At 45.5% G+C, this 21,603-nt stretch carries 23 protein-coding genes; 20 read left to right on the plus strand and 3 right to left on the minus strand.

Annotated features, from left to right (window positions below; translation table 11 throughout):
• Nucleotides 1-16: 16 nt before the first annotated feature.
• The 13 genes from tet(34) (at nt 17) to pgpA (ending at nt 11,338) form a co-directional block, all read left to right on the plus strand.
• The gene (gene tet(34) / locus R7Q09_RS16180) at nt 17-481 is read left to right on the plus strand and encodes an oxytetracycline resistance phosphoribosyltransferase domain-containing protein Tet(34) (RefSeq protein WP_005381590.1); all 465 of its coding nucleotides are present in this window, start codon (nt 17-19) and stop codon (nt 479-481) included.
• A gap of 91 nt (nt 482-572) precedes the next feature.
• Nucleotides 573-1,820, plus strand: coding sequence for an esterase FrsA (gene frsA / locus R7Q09_RS16185; protein ID WP_005381586.1), 1,248 nt, complete (start codon nt 573-575; stop codon nt 1,818-1,820).
• A gap of 115 nt (nt 1,821-1,935) precedes the next feature.
• The gene (gene crl, locus R7Q09_RS16190) at nt 1,936-2,325 is read left to right on the plus strand and encodes a sigma factor-binding protein Crl (RefSeq protein ID WP_005381584.1); all 390 of its coding nucleotides are present in this window, start codon (nt 1,936-1,938) and stop codon (nt 2,323-2,325) included.
• Between the two features lie 121 nt (nt 2,326-2,446).
• Nucleotides 2,447-3,586, plus strand: coding sequence for a glutamate 5-kinase (gene proB / locus R7Q09_RS16195; protein WP_005383771.1), 1,140 nt, complete (start codon nt 2,447-2,449; stop codon nt 3,584-3,586).
• A gap of 17 nt (nt 3,587-3,603) precedes the next feature.
• On the plus strand, nt 3,604-4,854 hold the full coding sequence (locus R7Q09_RS16200) for a glutamate-5-semialdehyde dehydrogenase (RefSeq protein ID WP_104978847.1): 1,251 nt from the start codon (nt 3,604-3,606) through the stop codon (nt 4,852-4,854).
• 206 nt (nt 4,855-5,060) lie between these two features.
• Nucleotides 5,061-5,510 (plus strand): transcriptional regulator NrdR, encoded by a 450-nt coding sequence (gene nrdR, locus R7Q09_RS16205; protein ID WP_005381578.1) that lies wholly within the window; start codon nt 5,061-5,063, stop codon nt 5,508-5,510.
• A 7-nt stretch (nt 5,511-5,517) separates the two neighbouring features.
• A complete protein-coding gene (gene ribD, locus R7Q09_RS16210; RefSeq protein ID WP_167415049.1) occupies nt 5,518-6,645 on the plus strand; it encodes a bifunctional diaminohydroxyphosphoribosylaminopyrimidine deaminase/5-amino-6-(5-phosphoribosylamino)uracil reductase RibD in 1,128 nt (375 codons plus the stop codon).
• Between the two features lie 7 nt (nt 6,646-6,652).
• Nucleotides 6,653-7,306: a riboflavin synthase gene (locus R7Q09_RS16215; protein WP_005381574.1), complete on the plus strand. Its 654-nt coding sequence runs from the start codon at nt 6,653-6,655 to the stop codon at nt 7,304-7,306.
• A 173-nt stretch (nt 7,307-7,479) separates the two neighbouring features.
• Nucleotides 7,480-8,589 carry a bifunctional 3,4-dihydroxy-2-butanone-4-phosphate synthase/GTP cyclohydrolase II gene (gene ribBA / locus R7Q09_RS16220; RefSeq protein ID WP_005381573.1) on the plus strand — a complete coding sequence of 370 codons (1,110 nt, stop codon included), beginning with the start codon at nt 7,480-7,482 and terminating at the stop codon, nt 8,587-8,589.
• Between the two features lie 169 nt (nt 8,590-8,758).
• Nucleotides 8,759-9,229: a 6,7-dimethyl-8-ribityllumazine synthase gene (gene ribE, locus R7Q09_RS16225; protein WP_005381572.1), complete on the plus strand. Its 471-nt coding sequence runs from the start codon at nt 8,759-8,761 to the stop codon at nt 9,227-9,229.
• Complete coding sequence (nusB, locus tag R7Q09_RS16230) at nt 9,229-9,696, plus strand: transcription antitermination factor NusB (RefSeq protein ID WP_005381571.1); 468 nt, start codon at nt 9,229-9,231, stop codon at nt 9,694-9,696. Before ribE ends, nusB begins: the two co-directional genes overlap by 1 nt.
• Nucleotides 9,697-9,774: 78 nt before the next feature.
• On the plus strand, nt 9,775-10,740 hold the full coding sequence (gene thiL, locus R7Q09_RS16235; protein ID WP_167415050.1) for a thiamine-phosphate kinase: 966 nt from the start codon (nt 9,775-9,777) through the stop codon (nt 10,738-10,740).
• A gap of 91 nt (nt 10,741-10,831) precedes the next feature.
• A complete protein-coding gene (pgpA, locus tag R7Q09_RS16240; RefSeq protein WP_031780838.1) occupies nt 10,832-11,338 on the plus strand; it encodes a phosphatidylglycerophosphatase A in 507 nt (168 codons plus the stop codon).
• Nucleotides 11,339-11,384: 46 nt separating this feature from the next.
• On the opposite strand, the gene dxs is transcribed toward pgpA, so the two are convergent.
• The 3 genes from dxs to xseB are packed head-to-tail and all read right to left on the minus strand — an operon-like array spanning nt 11,385 to nt 14,419.
• Nucleotides 11,385-13,250, minus strand: a complete 1,866-nt coding sequence (dxs, locus tag R7Q09_RS16245; RefSeq protein WP_005381568.1) for a 1-deoxy-D-xylulose-5-phosphate synthase — start codon at nt 13,248-13,250, stop codon at nt 11,385-11,387.
• 20 nt (nt 13,251-13,270) lie between these two features.
• Nucleotides 13,271-14,155 carry a (2E,6E)-farnesyl diphosphate synthase gene (gene ispA, locus R7Q09_RS16250; RefSeq protein ID WP_005383621.1) on the minus strand — a complete coding sequence of 295 codons (885 nt, stop codon included), beginning with the start codon at nt 14,153-14,155 and terminating at the stop codon, nt 13,271-13,273.
• Between the two features lie 21 nt (nt 14,156-14,176).
• Entirely contained in the window at nt 14,177-14,419 is a 243-nt protein-coding gene (gene xseB, locus R7Q09_RS16255; protein ID WP_005381566.1) for an exodeoxyribonuclease VII small subunit, read from the minus strand.
• Between the two features lie 263 nt (nt 14,420-14,682).
• Between xseB and pomA the strand changes: the two genes are divergently transcribed.
• The 7 genes from pomA to rlmM all read left to right on the plus strand — a co-directional run bounded on the left by pomA (nt 14,683) and on the right by rlmM (nt 21,576).
• Nucleotides 14,683-15,444: a flagellar motor protein PomA gene (pomA, locus tag R7Q09_RS16260; protein WP_005381564.1), complete on the plus strand. Its 762-nt coding sequence runs from the start codon at nt 14,683-14,685 to the stop codon at nt 15,442-15,444.
• Nucleotides 15,445-15,458: 14 nt separating this feature from the next.
• Nucleotides 15,459-16,406, plus strand: a complete 948-nt coding sequence (locus R7Q09_RS16265; RefSeq protein WP_042521210.1) for a flagellar motor protein MotB — start codon at nt 15,459-15,461, stop codon at nt 16,404-16,406.
• Between the two features lie 211 nt (nt 16,407-16,617).
• Nucleotides 16,618-18,066 carry a tRNA uracil 4-sulfurtransferase ThiI gene (gene thiI / locus R7Q09_RS16270; RefSeq protein ID WP_005383617.1) on the plus strand — a complete coding sequence of 483 codons (1,449 nt, stop codon included), beginning with the start codon at nt 16,618-16,620 and terminating at the stop codon, nt 18,064-18,066.
• Between the two features lie 509 nt (nt 18,067-18,575).
• Nucleotides 18,576-19,496, plus strand: a complete 921-nt coding sequence (locus tag R7Q09_RS16275) for a transcriptional regulator GcvA (protein WP_005383616.1) — start codon at nt 18,576-18,578, stop codon at nt 19,494-19,496.
• Nucleotides 19,477-20,100: an alpha/beta fold hydrolase gene (locus tag R7Q09_RS16280; RefSeq protein ID WP_085569905.1), complete on the plus strand. Its 624-nt coding sequence runs from the start codon at nt 19,477-19,479 to the stop codon at nt 20,098-20,100. Before R7Q09_RS16275 ends, R7Q09_RS16280 begins: the two co-directional genes overlap by 20 nt.
• Complete coding sequence (locus tag R7Q09_RS16285) at nt 20,090-20,488, plus strand: DUF423 domain-containing protein (protein WP_047010151.1); 399 nt, start codon at nt 20,090-20,092, stop codon at nt 20,486-20,488. The genes R7Q09_RS16280 and R7Q09_RS16285 overlap by 11 nt, the downstream gene beginning before the upstream one ends.
• Nucleotides 20,485-21,576: a 23S rRNA (cytidine(2498)-2'-O)-methyltransferase RlmM gene (rlmM, locus tag R7Q09_RS16290; protein ID WP_017820611.1), complete on the plus strand. Its 1,092-nt coding sequence runs from the start codon at nt 20,485-20,487 to the stop codon at nt 21,574-21,576. Before R7Q09_RS16285 ends, rlmM begins: the two co-directional genes overlap by 4 nt.
• Nucleotides 21,577-21,603 lie beyond the last annotated feature (27 nt).

The raw sequence follows: 21,603 nt of genomic DNA on the forward strand, positions 1-21,603 counted from the left end.
TTATTAGGTTATTACAATGAGTAAAAAATTCATTATCACTTGGGATGCAATGCAGACTTACTGCCGTGAACTGGCTGAAAAACAAATGCCAGCTGAGCAATGGAAAGGAATTTGGGCGGTAAGCCGCGGCGGTTTGGTTCCTGGCGCTATTTTGGCTCGTGAACTTGGTATTCGTTATGTTGATACAATCTGTATTTCAAGCTACGACCATGATCATCAGCGCGATATGACGGTACTAAAAGCACCTGAAGGTGATGGCGAAGGTTACCTAATCGTTGAAGACCTAGTAGACAGTGGTGATACAGCGCGCAAACTACGTGAGATGTATCCAAAAGCGAAAATGATCGCTGTGTGTGCGAAACCATCAGGCAAAGAGCTGCTGGATGATTACGTTGTAGATATTGCTCAAGACACTTGGATCGAGCAGCCTTGGGATATGTCAATCCAGTATGCTGAGCCAGTAAACCGCAAGCAAAAATAAGCGCGGTTAAAGAATATTGAGAAATGCCCCTTTATAGGGGCATTTTTTTTATTATGATATTAAATCATGCTAATAGCCTAGGGTTCTTCCTATGTCTGAAGACGTCAGTAAAAATCTTTCCGAAACTTTGTTCGTGAAACATAAGCAAGCAAAAGAAACCTCCGCGCTTACCCAGTACATGCCGACCAGTAAAAAAATACTTGATGAACGAGAAGCGCAGGGTGATCGTGCTTGGTATCGTCATTTGCGTCGCTTGCAATGGGCTTGGCAAGGATTGTCTCCGATCGAAATGGAAGGCGTACTGTCCAAAATTGCTTCATCTTCTCACTCGCGAACCAATGATGATTGGTTAGACACTGTAATGGGTTATCACAGTGGTAACTGGACATTTGAGTGGATCAAGCTTGGTATGGATCATCAGAAGCGAGCAAATGAAATGCAAGGAGAAGAGGCAGCGGATGAACTCTTCACTGCTTCTTTGTGTTTTAGTATTGCAGGCTACCCACATTTAAAAAATGATAACTTGGCATCGCAGGCTCAAGTACTGGCAAACAAAGCGTATTCTGACGGCGCAGAAAAAACTAAGTACACCATCAAGCAAATTGAAGTGCCTTACCAAAATCGCAAAATCATCGCGAACCTCCATTTACCAAGAACGGATAAACAGTTGCCTGTGGTCATGGTGAGCGCTGGTTTGGATACTCTACAAACCGACATGTGGCGTTTGTTCCGTAATCGTCTTGCACCGCGAGATATTGCAATGTTAACCGTGGATATGCCTTCGGTAGGGCATAGCTCTCATTGGCCCTTGACCGAGAATTCAAGTTGCCTACACCAAGCGGTATTGAATGAGCTTTACTCGCTACCTTGGGTTGATCATCACAAAGTGGGGTTAGTTGGGTTTCGTTTTGGTGGTAATGCCATGATCAGACTCTCTTTTGTCGAGCAGGAAAAGATCAAAGCTTGTGTCGCTCTAGGCGCACCCGTACATGATATTTTTACTTCCCCTCAGAAGTTACAAAAAATGCCGAAGATGTACTTAGATCTTTTGGCTTCCCGTTTGGGGAAAAATGCGGTTGATATTAATAGCATGGCAGGTCAGATGATGGCGTGGTCATTGAAGGTTCAGGGCTTCCTGAGCAGTCGAAAAACCAAAGTGCCTATTTTGGCTTTGAGTCTTGAAGGCGATCCAGTGTCGCCACACAGTGATAATCAACTTGTTGCTCTATTTAGCCAGTATGGTAGAGCGAAAAAAATCAGTTCCAAAACAATTACAAAAGGATATGAGCAATCCCTCGATTTAGCCATAAAGTGGCTAGAAGATGAATTATTAGGGTGACAATTCTCCTAAATTAGTTAAGAGTGATATATCTGAGCAAAAAATAAGCTCATGATAATTAAAAATAATAATCATTCTTGGGTGTTTACTTTTAACTATGAAAACGGAGATTCATATGTCAGAGACGACTCAGGGCCCGACTCACTTTCGCTTGATGTCAAAGTTGAAGGCGATAGGGCCTTACCTGCGCGAACCACAATCGCAAGAAGGGCGCTATTATTTTGATTGTTTATCTGTATGTGTAGACGACAAAAAATCGCCTGAGAAGCGTGAATTTTGGGGCTGGTGGATGGATTTGGAATCCATCGAGGGAGGCTTTACTGCTAAATATCATATTGGCAAGTACAACAAAGAAGGGCAATGGGTATCTGAAGCCCTTCCCAAAAAAGTGGTAGAGGAAGTGTATCTCACGCAGAGCACATTCCATCAAAAGCTGGTTGATACTTTAGAAGAACACTTCAAATTAGAAGTCGAATATCACACGGAGTCTTTCGATTTCGCTTAATTTGGTTGTTTTCATTTAATACCAAACAAAAAGGTGCGAAAACGCACCTTTTCTCTTGTTAATTCCCTATTTGATTGTTAAAACATCCTCTCTTTATTTGTTTTTCACTTCAGAAGACATCATGACAACGAATCAACAAAATGCAGTTGTTTCACAACCACAAACTGTCGTTGTGAAACTGGGTACAAGTGTGCTGACAGGCGGCACTCTGGCACTCGACCGTGCACACATGGTTGAGTTAGCACGCCAGTGTGCTGAGCTTAAAAAACAAGGCCATTCAATCGTAATGGTTTCGTCTGGTGCGATTGCAGCAGGCCGTGAGCATCTTGGTTACCCCGCATTGCCCAACGAGATGGCGAGTAAGCAGTTACTTGCCGCGGTGGGGCAGAGCCGCTTGATTCAAACATGGGAGTCTTTGTTTGGTATTTATGGTATCAAGATCGGCCAAATGTTACTAACCCGTGCCGATTTAGAAGATCGTGAGCGATTCCTTAACGCGCGTGACACTATTAATGCGCTCGTCGCGAACGATATTGTTCCTATCGTAAACGAAAATGATGCCGTTGCGACTAGCGAGATTAAAGTTGGCGATAACGACAACCTTTCCGCTTTGGTAGGCATTTTATGTGGTGCAGATAAGCTCTTGCTTTTAACGGACCAAAAAGGTCTGTTTACTGCTGACCCTCGTAAAGATCCGAACGCAGAGCTTATCAAGGAAGTAAAAACCATCGACGACACGCTGCGTAAAATCGCAGGTGGAAGCGGTACAACATTGGGTACTGGTGGTATGGCAACGAAGCTGCAAGCCGCAGACATCGCTCGCCGCGCAGGTATCGAGGTTATTATTGCTGCTGGTAGTGCGCCGAATGTTATCTTTGACTCTCTAAGTGCTGAACCTCAGGGCACGCGCTTCCTACCTTGCGCTGAAGCCTTAGAGAACCGTAAACGCTGGATTCTAGCGGGACCTGCGGCATCGGGCGACATCGTTATTGATGATGGTGCAGTCAATGCTGTGGTCGGCAAGGGGAGTAGCCTACTTGCTAAAGGGGTCATCAAAGTTAGTGGTGACTTCGCACGAGGCGAAGTGGCGCGTGTAACAAACGCTCACGGTAAGTTGGTGGCTCGTGGCATCAGCGCCTACTCAAGTGATGACCTAACTAAAATTACGGGCAAACACAGTAAAGATATCATCTCTATTTTGGGGCATGATTATGGCTCTGAGGTGATTCACCGCGATGATCTGGTCGTCATTCAGGAATAGAATTAGAGGGAAGCAAAGTGGATTTAACGAATATGGGTAAAGCTGCTAAAGATGCAGCTTTCGAATTAGCGACAGCGTCAACTGCGCAAAAGAACCAAGCATTAGCCATCATCGCTGATGAGCTAGAAGCAAACTCCGCTGCTATTTTGGCGGCAAACGCTAAAGACATCGAACTTGGCCGTGAAGCGGGTTTAACCGATGCGCTGCTCGATCGCCTTTTGCTTAATGAAGAACGATTGACTGCAATTGCGAATGATGTTCGCAACGTCATTAGCTTGAACGATCCTGTAGGCAGCGAAATAGACAGTAAGGTACTGGAAAATGGGATGTCACTGTCTCGTCGTCGTGTGCCGCTTGGTGTCGTAGGCGTAATTTATGAAGCGCGTCCAAACGTAACCATTGATATTGCAGCGTTGTGCTTGAAAACCGGCAACGCAAGCATTTTACGTGGTGGCAAAGAGACATTTTTCTCGAATATGGAATTAGTGAAGGTTATTCAGTCTGCGCTCGCAAAGGCGAACCTTCCAGCCGCTTCTGTGCAGTACATTGAAAAACCAGATCGTGAGCTTGTTTCTCAATTGCTTAAGTTGGACGATTACGTCGACATGATCATTCCACGCGGTGGTGCTGGCCTACACAAAATGTGTAAAGAAAACAGCACGATTCCGGTGATTATTGGTGGCTTTGGTATCAGCCATATCTTTGTCGACGAATCCGCTGATCTAGAGAAATCCCTGAATGTGGTTGAGAACTCTAAAGTTCAACGTCCATCTGCGTGTAACTCATTAGATACGCTGCTCGTGCATGAAAAAATTGCAGCGCAATTCCTACCAATGATCGTAGAGCGCATGAACGATAAAGTGACCTTCGTGACAGAGCCTAAGGCAAAAGCACTGATGGCTCAAGCAACACAAATTCGCGATGCTGTTGAAGGTGACTTTGATACGGAATGGTTGAGCTACACTCTTGGTGTAAAAGTTGTGTCTGATGTGAAAGATGCCATTGATCATATGCGTGTCCATAACGCGAGCCACTCAGATGCGATCATGACCAATAGTTTGGAAAACTCAGAACTGTTCATCAATTCTGTCGGTTCGGCGGCGGTTTATGTGAATGCTTCAACGCGCTTTACAGACGGTGCGCAATTTGGCCTTGGCGCAGAAGTCGCAGTATCTACGCAAAAGCTACATGCACGCGGTCCGATGGGCTTAGAAGAGCTAACTAGCTACAAGTGGGTTGGTAAAGCGAACTACTTAGCACGCAGTTAACACATTCGACGAGATCTTGAGTGAAAAAGGGGCCTTTGCGCCCCTTTTTGTTTTGTCTAACATACCAATTCCGCTACACTACATGAGCTTTTATTTCGGTTTGAAAGCGTTATACCCAAATAGCTTTAATAGAGTCCGTATAACCATGAACGCGTGGTTATCCGTGATTGCTCATGAGGTTATTTTGGTATAGATATGGAGGTGATATGCATTGTCCTTTTTGTTCCGAGAACGATACCAAAGTTATTGATTCCCGCTTAGTGGCTGATGGCCATCAAGTTCGACGTCGCCGTCAGTGCTTGGCGTGTAGCGAGCGTTTCACTACGTTTGAAAGCGCAGAGTTAGTGATGCCTAAAGTGATCAAATCGAATGGCAACCGTGAACCATTTGATGAAGATAAAATGGTTGGCGGTATTCAACGCGCTTTAGAGAAACGCCCAGTGAGTGCCGATTCTATAGAGTTAGCGATCAGTATGATCAAATCACAACTGCGTGCGACGGGTGAGCGAGAGGTTCCGAGTGAAATGATTGGTAATTTAGTCATGGACCAGCTCAAAGAGCTCGATAAGGTGGCTTACATTCGTTTCGCTTCCGTTTACCGAAGCTTTGAAGATATTCGCGAGTTTGGCGAAGAGATTGCCCGCCTAGAAGACTGAGTAGCTCATGACTCAACACACTCCTGAAAGAGCGTTTTCTGATTTAGATTTCGCCATGATGTCACGAGCTATTAAGTTAGCGAAACGTGGCATTTATACCACCGCCCCTAATCCAAATGTAGGGTGTGTCATCGTTCGTGATGAAGAAATTGTCGGTGAAGGCTATCACCATCGTGCTGGTGAGCCGCATGCCGAAGTGCACGCGATGCGCATGGCGGGTGAAAAAGCGGTTGGTGCAACCGCTTATGTGACGCTAGAACCTTGCTCTCATTACGGCCGTACACCGCCATGTGCCGAAGGGCTGATTAAAGCCAAAGTGGCACGTGTGGTTTGCGCCATGGTAGACCCAAACCCGAAAGTTGCAGGTCGCGGCATCCAGATGTTGCGTGATGCCGGAGTTGAAGTACAAATCGGCTTGTTAGAGCAAGATGCCCTTGCCCTTAACCCTGGTTTTATAAAGTACATGCGCACAGGCATGCCGTTTGTTCAATTAAAAATGGCAGCCAGTTTGGATGGGCAAAGCGCACTCAATAATGGTCAGAGCCAATGGATCACCTCCCCAGCGGCCCGCCAAGATGTGCAGCGTTATCGAGCAATGAGTGGTGGCATTCTTTCTACTAGCAAAACGGTGATTGATGATAATGCATCACTCAATGTGCGCTGGGATGACTTACCTAATAGTGTTCAAGCGCAGTATTTACAAGAAGAGCTTCGTCAACCAGTACGTGTAATCTTAGACCGTCAGAACCATTTAACTGATGCGCTCAAGCTGTTCCATACCGATGGAGAACGAGTTATTGTTCGCTCTGATGGAGACTGTATCCCTCTATTGGACAGCGCTGACCAAATTGACTTATCAACGACATTAAAACGTATCTCTGATGAGCACCATATCAATCACTTATGGGTTGAAGCTGGAGCTACGCTAGCGAGTGCGATGATAAAGGCTAATCTTGTAGATGAGCTCATTGTTTACCTTGCGCCAAAACTCATGGGCAGCGATGGTCGGGGGCTTATCGGTGCTTTAGGGTTAGGCGCTATGGCTGACGTCATAGATTTAAACATTACAGACGTTCGTATGGTTGGGGTAGACATTCGCATCACCGCCACCATAAAACGTAATGAAATTAGATAAGAATAGTATGTTTACAGGAATAGTAGAAGCAGTTGGCAAGTTAGCTGCGATTACGCCGAAGGGCGAAGACATCACCGTCACGGTTGAAACGGGTACGCTTGATATGTCAGACGTTAAGTTAGGCGATAGCATTGCGACCAATGGTGTTTGCTTAACGGTAGTTGACTTCGGAAGCCACTATTACAGTGCTGATCTGTCATTAGAAACCTTGAAGAAAACGGGGTTTGCTGAATACCAAGTAGGCGATAAGGTGAATCTAGAAAAAGCCATGTTGCCAACAACGCGATTGGGTGGACATATCGTTTCTGGCCATGTCGATGGGGTTGGTGAAATTGTCGAACGCAATTCAGTTGGCCGTGCGATAGAGTTTTGGGTTGCAATGCCTGCGGAAATTAGCAAGTACGTTGCAGAGAAAGGCTCGATTACTGTTGATGGTATTAGCCTAACCGTCAACGACTTACGTAAAAATGCTTTTAAGCTGACGATCGTTCCTCATACGAGTGAAGAAACTACGATTGACCAGTTTCAAGTGGGGCGCAAAGTCAACTTGGAAGTTGATGTACTTGCGCGTTATATGGAGCGTTTACTGCAAGGACAACAAGAAGATAAGGCCGAGTCTCGTATCACGATGGACTTTTTACAGCAAAACGGTTTTGCATAAGTCTTGGGAGTGGCTGCGTGAGGCATGCGATAAAGAGCAGACTCACAGAACACCGCGAGATTCATTGACTTGCTTAATGCAAAGCTCAAACTATTGACCTAACTAGCATTCACTGCAACGTAATTTTTCATTGCTGTCGCAATAACAAATTTAGAATAACGGGATAACAGACTATGCCAATCAGTACGCCACAAGAAATTATTGATGATATTCGCGCAGGCAAAATGGTCATCCTAATGGATGATGAAGACCGCGAGAATGAAGGTGACTTGATCATGGCTGCCGAGCATATTACGCCGGAAGCCATCAACTTTATGGCAACCTATGGCCGTGGCCTGATTTGTTTAACCATGACCAAAGATCGTTGCGAAAGTCTAGGTCTGCCACCAATGGTGCAAGACAATAATGCGCAATACACCACCAACTTTACTGTTTCGATTGAGGCAGCAGAAGGGGTAACGACGGGTATTTCAGCCGCAGATCGCGCACGTACCGTTCAAGCAGCAGTCGCGCCAAACGCTAAAGCTGCGGATTTGGTGCAGCCTGGTCACATCTTCCCTCTCGCAGCTCAAGACGGCGGTGTACTGACTCGCGCAGGTCACACTGAAGCTGGCTGTGATTTGGCTCGTCTTGCTGGTTTAGAGCCAGCATCGGTGATTGTTGAGATCTTAAATGACGACGGCACCATGGCTCGTCGCCCAGATCTAGAGATCTTTGCAGAGAAGCACGGTATTAAATTGGGCACTATTGCCGACCTAATTGAGTACCGCAATAACACTGAGACAACGATTGAACGTGTGGCAGAGTGCAAGTTACCGACAGAGTTTGGCGAGTTCACGTTAGTCACGTACAAAGACACCATTGATAACCAAGTGCACTACGCAATGTGCAAGGGCGATTTGAAAGAAAAAGCGCCACTGGTTCGCGTTCATCTTCAAGACGTTTTTACCGACTTACTACGTAGCGATCGTAATGCAGAGCGCAGCTGGACACTAGATAAGGCAATGAAACGCATTGGTGAAGAGGGCGGTGTACTGGTTGTTCTTGGCCATGAAGAATCGACCGATCTACTTATTCATCGCGTGAAGATGTTCGAAGCGCAAGACAAAGGTGAAGCACCAACGCTTGCTAAAAAACAAGGCACGTCTCGCCGTGTTGGCGTTGGTTCACAGATTCTTGCGGATCTCGGTGTACATGATATGCGTCTTCTGTCATCGACCAACAAAAAGTACCACGCGTTAGGTGGTTTTGGTCTGAACGTTGTTGAGTACGTCTGCGAGTAACAACCGAACAATAAGTTCCTAGTCTTTGACGTGCTTAACTCGTCAATGGCTAGGAACCGGTGATTTGCCTCCAATTTCCATTAGATATTGCTCACAAATTTGTGCTAGAATCCGGCGATTCTCACTTGATGAACATATTTCACTTATAAATAGAGTTAAAGGAAAGCTTATGAAAGTGATCGAGGGTGGCTTCCCAGCGCCAAATGCAAAAATTGCTATCGTTATTTCTCGTTTCAACAGTTTTATTAACGAAAGCCTACTTTCTGGTGCGATCGATACACTAAAGCGTCACGGACAAGTAAGCGAAGACAACATCACGGTTGTGCGTTGTCCAGGTGCCGTAGAACTACCTCTAGTAGCTCAGCGTGTTGCTAAAACTGGCAAATTCGACGCTATTGTTTCTCTAGGGTCTGTTATTCGCGGTGGAACGCCTCACTTTGACTATGTTTGTAGTGAAATGAACAAAGGTCTAGCACAAGTGTCTATGGAATTCAGCATTCCAGTAGCATTTGGTGTTTTGACTGTTGATACGATCGATCAAGCGATTGAACGCGCAGGAACCAAGGCTGGTAATAAAGGTGCAGAGGCTGCACTAAGCGCACTTGAAATGATTAATGTACTATCTGAAATTGATTCCTAATGGGGGCCAGTGTGAAACCAGCCGCACGTCGTAACGCACGTCAATTCGCTCTACAGGCGATCTACTCATGGCAAATTACTAAAGAGAATGTTGCCAAGATTGAAGAACAGTTTTTGTCTGGCGACAAATACGATGAAGAAGAACTTCATGCATCTGAGCCAGCGCTTGCTGCTCCAGAGACAGACGTAGCTTACTTCCGTGAACTATTAAGCGGTGTTGTACTTAGCCACGCTGAGCTAGATAGCAAAATTCGTCCATACATCTCTCGTCCTATGCAGGATTTAGATATGATGGAACTTGCTCTTCTTCGCCTTGCTATGTACGAGATGACTCGTCGCGAAGATGTTCCTTACAAAGTTGTTATCAATGAAGCGATTGAACTTGCAAAAGTTTTCGCAGCAGAAGATAGCCACAAGTTTGTGAATGGTGTACTTGATAAAGCAGCACCTCACATTCGTAAGAAATAACGATTTCTTCAATGAAAAGGTCAGCACATGCTGACCTTTTTTGTATCAAAAGCTTTTACATCAAAAAGTAAGTGAATTATGTCTGGTGAATTTAATCTGATAGACAAGTACTTCGTCGGTCGTCAGAGCCAACGTAAAGATGTCCATCTAGCCGCTGGTGATGATTGCGCTTTGGTCAAAGCGCCAGCTAATGTTCAGATTGCGATTAGCACGGATACATTGGTAGCTGGAACGCATTTCTTAGCCGACGCGAACCCAGCATGGGTCGCACACAAAGCATTGGCTTCTAACATCAGTGATTTGGCAGCGATGGGAGCAACGCCTGCATGGGTGAGCTTTGCATTAACGATGCCCGAGCCAGATGAAGAATGGCTTGCACCTTTCTGTGATGCATTTTTCGAACTGGCTGATTACTATGGTATTCAGTTAATAGGCGGTGATACCACCAAAGGGCCATTGTGTCTGACACTCACGGTGCAAGGTTTTGTACCTGAAGGTAAAGCTCTCACGCGATCCGGCGCAAAGCCTGGGGATTGGGTATATGTAACGGGAAACCTTGGCGATGCAAAAGCTGGCTTGGATGTGATTCTAGATGACTCTCTGCGCAGCAGAGCCGGCGCGGAAGCACTAGAGCGAGCTCATTACCTTAGTTCTCCGCGTGTGCTTGCTGGACAAGCTCTTGTTGGCCTAGCCTCTTCGGCGATAGATATTTCAGATGGTTTAATCTCTGATATTAAGCACATTTTACAGCGATCTCAGGTTGGGGTGAGTATTGATGTCTCTCAGCTACCGATCTCTTCAGAATTAGTCCAGTTTTTAGATGATAAGATCAGCGCGCAGCAGTATGCTTTAGCAAGTGGCGAAGAATACGAGTTGTGTTTTACCGTGCCGGAGCAAAATCGAGGCTCGTTACAAAGCGCTTTATCTCATACTGGCTGTAAGGTCACATGTATTGGTCAAATCCGACCAAATGGAACCTTCGAGCTGCATGATAACAATCAACCACTTGATTGGGACTTAAGTGGCTTCGACCACTTTAAATGATCTGAGCTAAGCTCTAGCCAAGAGCCTGTTACTATTGAGCAACTCACAGGCATGACGATTGAAACCAAACTAGCAGTATAGGTTTAAGGATATGACCAACCCTCTTTCTCTGATTTCATTAAAGAACCCGTGGCATCTATTGGCGACGGGTTTTGGCAGTGGATTATCCCCGTTTATCCCTGGAACAATGGGCACACTGGCGGCCGTGCCTTTCTTTTTGTTGTTGGCACAATTACCATTTACGGCGTATGTCATTGTTGTTCTGATTTCGTGTGTGATCGGCATTCAAATATGCCAAGTGACGTCTGCAGACATGAAGGTGCATGATCATGGTTCAATCGTATGGGATGAGTTTGCAGGCTTTTGGATTACGATGAGCATTGTACCTGCACTGAATATTCCACTCACTGAATGGAAGTGGTTGATCACTGGCTTCATCTTATTTCGTTTTTTCGATATGGTAAAACCTTGGCCAATTGGGTGGCTAGATAAGCGAGTTCACGGTGGGCTGGGTATTATGGTTGATGATATCGTGGCGGGAGTTATGGCCGGTGTTGCCCTGTTTCTAGTCGCAAAATATGCGGGCTGGATGAACTAAACACTGAACGTAAAAAAGGGATGCTATGAACATCCCTTTTTACATTCTATTTTGCTAAATAATCCAAGATGGATTTTTCAATTCCTTTTGCATCGAGACCAAGCTCTTCATGCAGTTCATCTTGTGTTCCCTGATGAATAAACTCATCTGGTAAACCTAGGTTCAACACAGGTTTAATGATTTTATCTTTCATCATGAACTCAACGACACCAGCACCAGCACCACCCGCGATAACATTTTCTTCTAACGTCACGAGCACGTCATGATCTGCGGCTAATTGACGAATTAATGCTTCATCGAGCGGCTTCACAAAGCGCATATCAGCAACAGTGGCGTTAAGGTATTCTGCCGCTTCTAGCGCGTTACCCAAGAAAGTACCAAAGCTCAGAATAGCAACTTTTTCACCTTGGCGAACCATGCGCCCTTTACCGATTTCTAACGCCGTAAACTCAGTTTCGATTTCTACGCCCATGCCGCTACCACGAGGGTATCGAACCGCACTCGGGCCAGAATGCTTATGGCCAGTGTAAAGCATTTGTCGGCACTCGTTTTCGTCGCTTGGCGCCATGATCACCATGTTCGGAATACAGCGCATAAAGCTCAAATCGAACGCACCTTGGTGAGTTTGACCATCTGCGCCAACGAGACCTGCGCGGTCGATCGCAAACATCACTGGTAAGTCCATGATCGCGATGTCGTGGATCAATTGGTCATAACCACGTTGCAAGAAAGTCGAATAGATAGCAACGATTGGATGATCGCCCGCAATTGCCATGCCTGTTGCCAGTGTTACAGCGTGCTGCTCAGCAATCGCCACATCAAAGTATTGGTCTGGGTACTCTTTTGAGAAACGCACCATACCCGAGCCTTCGCGCATCGCTGGCGTAATTGCCATTAGCTTAGGATCTTGGGCCGCCATGTCACATAAAAAGTCACCGAAGATCTTTGAGTAAGTTGGCTTACCGCCACTGCTCTTCGGCAGACAATTATGCGTTGGATCGAATTTAGGAACACCATGGTAGCCGATAGGATCTTTCTCGGCAGGCTCATAACCTTTGCCTTTCTTGGTCATGATGTGTAGGAACTGAGGACCTTTGAGCTCACGCATATTTTTCAGCGTTTTGACGAGTTCATTGACGTCGTGTCCATCAATCGGGCCAATGTAATTAAAGCCGAACTCTTCGAACAGAGTACCAGGCACTACCATGCCTTTTAGGTGCTCTTCCGTACGGCGAACCAACTCTTTAATAGGTGGGACACCAGACAGCACTTTCTTGCCGCCTTCACGGATAGAAGTGTACAAGCTGCCAGAAAGTACTTTCGCAAGGTGGTTATTCAGGGCGCCGACGTTTTCTGAAATCGACATTTCGTTGTCGTTCAAAATCACCAACATATCAGGATGAACGTCGCCAGCGTGGTTCATGGCTTCGAATGCCATGCCTGCTGTAATTGCGCCATCACCAATCACACTGACGATTTTGCGACCTTTACCTTCTTTTTGTGCGCTGATGGCCATGCCAAGACCTGCACTAATCGATGTCGAAGAGTGGCCGACAGATAAGGTGTCATATTCACTTTCTTCACGCCAAGGGAAAGGGTGTAGACCATCCTTTTGGCGAATTGTTGGCATTTTATCGCGACGTCCGGTGAGGATTTTATGCGGGTAAGCCTGATGACCAACATCCCAGATCAATTTGTCGATAGGGGTGTTGTAAACATAATGCAGAGCGACAGTTAGCTCTACGGTGCCTAAGCCAGACGCTAAGTGTCCGCTAGATTGGCTCACTGAATTTAGCAGATACGTTCGCAGTTCATCACACAGATTTGGTAATGTTTCTTTCGGAAGAAGACGTAATTCTTCCGGTGTATTTGCTAACGCCAGTGTTGGGTACTTTGAAATATCAAGAGTCATATAAATGCGCGCTTATAGTGTTAATTTTTGCGCTCGATGACATATCGGGCGAACTCTTCGAGTAACTGGGTATTGTATGGGATAGCTTCCAATGCTTGAAGTGCTTCCTGTAACAGAGTGTGAGCTTTCTCTATGGCTCCCTCTAAACCCAGCAGGGAAGGATAAGTGCTCTTATTCAGACCTTGGTCGGAACCTTGAGGCTTACCCAGTGTTTCTGTGTCACTGATGATATCAAGAATATCGTCTTGAACCTGAAACGCCAAACCAATTGCTTTTGAGTAGCGCTCCAAGTGAGGTAGAACCTCGATACCTTTCTCACCAGCAGCTAATGCACCTAATTTTACCGCACAATCAATCAGAGCTCCGGTTTTTTTACGGTGTATCTCTTCCATTTCTTCAAGAGAAACTTGGCGATTTTCCGCGCCTAAATCTAAGGCTTGTCCTACACACATGCCGCTGGCACCAGAGGAATGCGCTAAGGCTTTGATCATGTTGATGCGTTGAGCTTCTGCCGCCGGGCTTAATTGACCATCAGCAATAATAGTGAAGGCAAGGGTTTGTAGTGCATCACCTGTCAGTATTGCGGTTGCTTCATCAAACTTAATATGACAAGTTGGTTGACCTCGACGCAGTTCATCATCGTCCATGGCTGGCAGATCATCATGAATGAGTGAGTAGGCATGTATACATTCGATAGCAGCGGCGGGGGTGTCTAAGTCTTCAGGTTTACAGCCGAGCATTTGACCTGTGATGTAAACAAGAAAAGGGCGAACGCGTTTCCCACCTAGCAAAAGGCCGTATTTCATTGCTTGAATCAATGGCTGCTCTTGATATGGAAGCTGATCGAGCCACAAATTCAATTGCTGATTGTTTCTTTGTTGAAAAGACGTCAATGTCTGTTGCATCACATTGCTCACTACTGATTGTTATTCTGAATCTGGTTTGAAGTCACTCAGTGGTGCTTCATCATCTTCACTAAGAAGAATGCTAACGCGCTGTTCGGCGTCGCTTAATTTAGTTTGGCCTGCACGAGCTAAGGCAATGCCTCGTTCAAACTTACGCAGGGCATCATCTAGAGCAAGATCGCCATTTTCTAATTGATCAACCAAGCTATCAAGCTCTTCAATGGTTGCTTCAAAGGTCATGTTTTCTGGTTTCTTGACCGCCATCTTTTTTCTGCCTTAATCAAGCCTCGGGTAAGATGCACGAAAGTTACCTTAGCCTAGTAACTTGGTCAAATTTAACCTTATATAATTGTCACAAAATTAGCGTTCAACGAGTCTAAGCGGTGAAACCCCATATTTTGGTTGAGGTTGTTAAGTGTAATTTGTGATCCATTAGCTAAGATTTTTCTAAAAATTCTGCGCGAGTTGTCGATACAGGTAATAATCCGCCCAATGGCAGTATTTGAGTATAGCGTGAGGAGTGCTTTGTGGATTTAGCAACCCTATTAGGTTTGATTGGTGGTTTTGCATTCGTCATTATGGCGATGGTGCTTGGTGGCAGCATCGGCATGTTTGTCGATGTCACGTCGATCCTTATTGTCGTTGGTGGCTCAATATTCGTCGTGTTGATGAAGTTCACAATGGGACAGTTTTTTGGTGCGACAAAGATTGCTGGCAAAGCCTTTATGTTTAAAGCGGATGAACCCGAAGACCTGATCGCAAAAATTGTGGAAATGGCCGACGCGGCACGTAAAGGTGGTTTTCTTGCTCTTGAAGAGATGGAAATAAACAACACATTCATGCAGAAAGGCATTGATCTACTGGTTGATGGCCATGATGCCGACGTTGTGAGAGCGGCACTCAAAAAAGACATCGCGCTTACGGATGAACGACATACGCAAGGTACTGGTGTATTTCGCGCCTTTGGCGACGTTGCTCCTGCGATGGGAATGATTGGCACCTTGGTTGGTCTTGTTGCGATGCTTTCAAACATGGATGACCCTAAAGCGATTGGACCAGCAATGGCCGTTGCACTCTTGACCACATTGTATGGCGCGATCCTGTCCAATATGGTGTTTTTCCCTATTGCGGATAAGCTTTCTCTTCGCCGTGACCAAGAAACGCTAAATCGCCGTTTGATCATGGATGGCGTATTAGCGATTCAAGATGGCCAAAACCCGCGAGTGATCGATAGTTACTTGAAGAACTACCTCAATGAAGGTAAACGTGCCCTTGAGATTGACGAGTAACTTGGAGAGTCGTGATGGATGATGAAGATAACAAATGCGATTGTCCGCCACCTGGCCTCCCGTTATGGATGGGGACATTCGCAGATTTGATGTCGCTGCTGATGTGTTTCTTTGTTCTTCTGCTCTCGTTTTCTGAGATGGATGTACTGAAGTTCAAACAAATTGCAGGATCAATGAAATTTGCCTTCGGTGTGCAAAATCAGCTTGAAGTGAAAGACATTCCCAAAGGCACTAGCATTATTGCCCAAGAGTTTCGACCGGGTAGGCCGGAACCTACTCCGATTGATGTCATCATGCAGCAAACCATGGACATTACTCAGCAGACGCTCGAATTTCATGAAGGGGAGTCTGATCGAGCTGGTGGCACAAAACGTGATGAAGGCAAGTTAACGGGTGGGCAATCGCCAGAAACGTCAACTCAAAACAATGAGTCTGCCGAAGCGGACATGCAACAACAGCAATCTAAAGAGATGTCGCAAGAGATGGAAACCTTGATGGAAAGCATCAAGAAAGCCTTAGAACGAGAGATTGAACAAGGCGCCATTGAAGTTGAAAACCTCGGTCAGCAGATTGTTATACGTATGCGTGAAAAAGGTGCATTCCCAGAAGGTTCGGCCTTCTTGCAGCCTAAGTTTCGTCCTTTAGTTCGTCAGATTGCAGAGCTAGTAAAAGACGTGCCAGGCATTGTTCGAGTATCTGGCCATACAGACAATCGACCGTTAGACTCGGAACTTTATCGTTCTAACTGGGATCTCTCTTCTCAGCGTGCAGTATCAGTCGCGCAAGAGATGGAGAAAGTGAGAGGCTTCTCTCATCAACGTTTGAGAGTGCGGGGTATGGCGGATACGGAGCCCTTGTTACCGAATGATTCTGATGAAAATCGTGCGCTTAACCGACGGGTTGAAATCAGCATTATGCAAGGCGAGCCTCTCTACAGTGAAGAAGTGCCAGTAATTCAATAACTAGGCTTTAGTTTTAAGTCAGTAAAGAGATAAGAAAGCGAGCAGATTGCTCGCTTTTTTTGTTTTTCCAATCCGCTTGGGTGTATAATCTTGCGCCTTAAAAGTGAGCTCAGACTACTTTTTGTGACTGAAACGCGGTTTTACTGCGTATGAAGTATTGAAGTTGAGTGTCACTCTTTGTTGATTGCGAAACTAACCTGCGAATTAGACTATGAAATTTATTGTAAAGCCCCATCCAGAAATTTTTGTAAAAAGTGAATCTGTGCGTAAGCGCTTCACAAAGATTTTAGAGTGCAACATTCGTAACATCATTAAGAGCCGCACGGAGTCTGTCGCGGTATTTAACCGTCGTGATCACATTGAAGTGACCTCTGAGAGTAACGAATTCCACGCTGAAGTTCTTGAGGTTTTGACTCATACACCAGGCATTCACCACGTACTGGAAGTGAAGCAAACTGAATTTAAAGACTTGCACGATATCTTCGAGCAAGTACTAGAACTCAACCGTGCTGCACTCGAAAATAAAACCTTTGTTGTACGTGCGAAGCGTCGTGGCAAGCATGACTTTACCTCTATTGAACTAGAGCGTTATGTAGGCGGTGGTTTAAATCAAGCGATTGAAAGCGCTAGTGTTAAGCTACGAAACCCAGACGTGACGATCAAGGTAGAAGTCTCGAACGACAAGCTAAACCAAGTATTGTCTCGTCATAAAGGCCTAGGTGGTTTCCCACTGGGTACGCAAGAAGACGTGTTAAGCCTGATCTCGGGTGGTTTCGACTCTGGTGTTTCAAGCTATCTTCATATCAAGCGTGGTTCAAAAGTACATTACTGCTTCTTTAACTTAGGTGGTCCAGCACACGAAATCGGCGTTAAGCAGGTTTCTCACTACCTATGGAACAAATACGGTTCTTCAGCAAAAGTACGTTTTATCTCAGTTGATTTCGAGCCTGTGGTTGCGGAAATCCTAGAGAAAGTCGATGACGGCCAAATGGGCGTGATCTTGAAGCGTATGTTTATGCGTGCAGCAGGCATGATCGCTCAGAAGATGAAGATCGAAGCATTGGTAACAGGTGAAGCGCTAGGTCAAGTATCGAGCCAAACGCTAACCAATCTACGCCACATCGATAACGTAACTGACACGCTGATTCTGCGTCCACTTATCAACTGGGATAAAGAAGACATCATCAATCTAGCACGTGAAATCGGCACAGAAGATTTCGCGAAGACAATGCCAGAATACTGTGGTGTTATCTCTAAGAAGCCAACCGTGAAAGCGGTGAAAGGCAAGCTAGAAGCTGAAGAAGAGAAATTCGACTTTAGTATCCTTGAGCAAGTGGTTCAAGAAGCTCGCATGATGGACATTCGTGATATTGCGAAAGAGTCTGAGCAAGCCGCACCAGAAGTAGAGCAAGTTCAAGCGGTAGAAGAGCACGCGGTTGTGCTAGATATTCGTAGTCCTGAAGAGGAAGACGATAACCCACTTGAAATCGAAGGTGTGGATGTGAAACATATCCCTTTCTACAAGCTGGGTACACAGTTTGGTGACTTAGACCAGTCTAAGACATACCTACTTTACTGTGACCGCGGTGTGATGAGCCGTCTGCAAGCGCTTTACTTGCAAGAGCAAGGCTTCAGCAACGTAAAAGTTTACCGTCCATAGCTGACTGTTAAAATATGTTAAAAGGCGCAAATTGAGACATCAATTTGCGCCTTTTTTGTTTTTGATCGCGTTACAGACAACCATTACTTAGCATAATGTTGAGGCTTATCGCAAAACCATACACTTTGTGTGATATGACGATAATTAATCCGAAAGAAGAGTAATAAAGTGATATTGCTGCCAGATATGCGGATGAGATTTTTGATAGATAAAAAAACACCGCCTAATTTAGGCGGTGTAACAAATTTGACAGACAGGTCAAAAATAAATACAGGAAGTATATGTTTTGTCACAGGGAGTGTGGACAAAACATTATGGTAGAAATCTACCTAACTCGAAATACGAGTTTGCAAACACAACATCGCAACAACGAAGCCAATTGATTTCCAAAGAAATCAAGCCGTTCAGGCCCGTGTTGCGGGGTGAAATATAGAATTTATCTGGCTGTTCGACAACGGACATTTTATAATGTTTCAGATTAAAAAAACTAATCCTATTAGAGGTCCCATATGTCCCGCAGATTGCCTCCATTAAATTCGCTTCGAGTCTTCGAAGCGGCTGCTCGTCATCTCAGTTTTACACGAGCAGCAGAAGAGTTATTTGTTACTCAAGCCGCGGTCAGTCACCAGATTAAAGCGCTTGAAGAGTTCTTATCATTGAAGCTCTTCCGTCGACGTAATCGTTCTTTGTTGTTAACAGAAGAAGGCCAAAGTTACTTTCTCGATATCAAAGATATTTTCACCTCGATTGCGGAAGCGACAGATAAGGTGTTGGAACGTAGCGAAAAAGGGGCATTGACGATTAGCCTACCGCCGAGTTTTGCTATCCAATGGCTTGTACCTCGTTTGGCCGATTTTAATGCTCAAGAGCCCGATATCGATGTTCGTATTAAAGCCGTAGATATGGATGAAGGCTCACTGACTGATGATGTTGATGTGGCGATCTACTATGGCCGTGGGAACTGGCCAGGTTTGCGAGCAGATAAATTGTACCAAGAGTTTTTGATCCCACTTTGTTCACCTTCATTACTTTTGGGTAACAAACCATTAGAATCTTTAAGTGACCTCAAATTACATACTTTGTTACACGATACTTCGCGTAAAGACTGGAAGCAGTTTGCTCGTCATTACAACATTGAAGGCATCAACGTAAACCACGGTCCTATTTTTAGTCACTCAACGATGGTGCTACAGGCTGCTGCGCACGGTCAGGGGGTCGCGCTCGGTAACAACGTACTCGCCAAACCTGAAATGGAAGCCGGGCGACTCATTGCACCATTCGACGAGGTGTTGATATCCAAGAATGCATTCTATGTGGTGTGTCATGAACAGCAGGCAGATATGGGCCGAATCGCAACGTTTAGAGATTGGATGTTAGCAACCGCGAGAAAAGAACAAGAGGAAGTATTGGATGAATCACTGGATAGCTGAGGGGCCTGAAAACGGACCGCTGTTTATTTTTGCTCACGGCGCAGGTGCGGGGATGGAGCATGACTTCATGACAGCGGTCGCCAAAGGATTAGTGGAGCAAGGTATTCGTGTAGTGCGTTTTAATTTCCCTTACATGGTGAAACGTTCGGAAGATGGCAAAAAGCGTCCGCCCGATCGCGCGCCAAAGTTGCTCGAAGCATACAGCGAAGTGATCGCTCACTTTACTTCTTCTCCCGTGGTTATTGGTGGTAAGTCAATGGGCGGTCGTATGTCGAGCTTGTTGGCTGAAAATGAGCTGGTGGCGGGCATTGCCTGTTTAGGGTTTCCATTTCACCCGCCAGGAAAGCCAGAGAAATACAAAGGCGAGCACTTAGCAACCATTGAGAAACCTACGCTGATTCTGCAAGGGGAACGAGACACCTTTGGTAAGCGTGAGGAATTCGATGATTTCGTCCTTTCGTCACAAGTAACGGTGAGCTTTTTACCTGATGGTGACCACAGCTTCAAACCGCGCAAGATCTCAGGTCATACTGAAGTGGGTAACATTGCACTCGCGATAGAGCAGTTAGCGGCGTTTATACAAGAGGTGTACAGTGAAAAGTAAGTGGTTACTCTCATTTTCTGGTTTGTCTGGGCTGCTTTCGGTCGCTCTTGGAGCATTTGCTGCTCATGGGCTAAAAGCGACACTGGCCCCTTATTTGCTCGGTGTATTTGAGACCGGAGTTCTGTATCAATTTATTCACACGTTGGCGATTGTGTTTTGTGCCATTCTGCTTCTGCTCAATTTGGGACAAAAAGCACAAAAGTATTTTTTCATTGCGGCGATTTGCTTTATTATCGGCATCTTTTGTTTTAGCGGCAGTCTTTACGCGCTGGCGCTGACGGGCATTAAGTGGTTTGGGCCAATTACTCCTGTAGGAGGGTTGCTGTTCATGATTGGTTGGTGTCTGTTCTTTTTTGCTGCGTTCAATATCAAAGAGGTCTCCAAGTGAAACAACTAATGCTCTATTGCCGTTCTGGCTTTGAGAAAGAGTGTGCTGGTGAAATTCAGGACAAAGCGACACAGTTGGAAGTGTATGGCTTCCCTCGTGTGAAGAGAAACTCAGGTTATGTTGTCTTCGAGTGTTACCAAGATGGAGATGCCGACAAACTTGCGAGAGGTTTAGACTTTAAGTCTTTAATTTTTGCTCGACAAATGTTTGCGGTAGCAGCTGAGTTTCAATCGTTGCCAAGTGATGACCGCATTAGTCCAATTTTGAATGAACTAGCAGACATTGAAGCATTCCCTCGTTGTGGTGATTTGAGAATTGAAACGCCAGATACAAATGAAGCGAAAGAGCTACTGAAATTCTGCCGTAAGTTTACCGTCCCAATGCGTCAAGCGTTGCGCGGCAAAGGCTTAATGCTGAACAAAGATAACGCGAAAAAACCAGTACTGCACATTTGCTTTGTTGAGCCTGGACACTGTTACGTTGGTTACTCTTACACTGACAACAACTCACAGTTCTTCATGGGTATCCCTCGCCTTAAATTCCCAGCAGACGCTCCAAGTCGTTCAACACTTAAACTGGAAGAAGCATTTCATGTCTTTATTCCACGTGAAGAGTGGGATGAGCGTTTGGCACCAGGTATGTGGGGTGTGGATTTAGGTGCATGTCCAGGCGGTTGGACGTACCAATTAGTGAAGCGCTCAATGTTCGTTCACTGCGTTGATAACGGCATGATGGCAGACAGTTTGATGGAAACTGGCCAGATCAAACACCATATGGTGGATGGCTTTAAGTTCGAACCAGACCGCAAGAACGTAACATGGATTGTTTGTGACATGGTGGAAAAGCCAGCTCGTGTTGCTCACCTGATGGGACAGTGGCTGTTAAAAGGTTGGGCAAAAGAGGCCATCTTTAACCTTAAGCTGCCAATGAAAGGGCGTTATGACGAAGTGCTGCAAGACCTTGAAAATCTGAAGCAGTTCCTCATTGATAATAAGGTAAAGTTCAAGCTACAAGCTAAACATTTGTATCATGATCGTGAAGAGATCACGATTCATATCCAATGTCTGTCGAATATTTCACCTTACTAACTTTATTCCCTGAGTCTTTTGGGGATA

It is taken from the genome of Vibrio sp. 2130-1 (genome assembly GCF_033339515.1).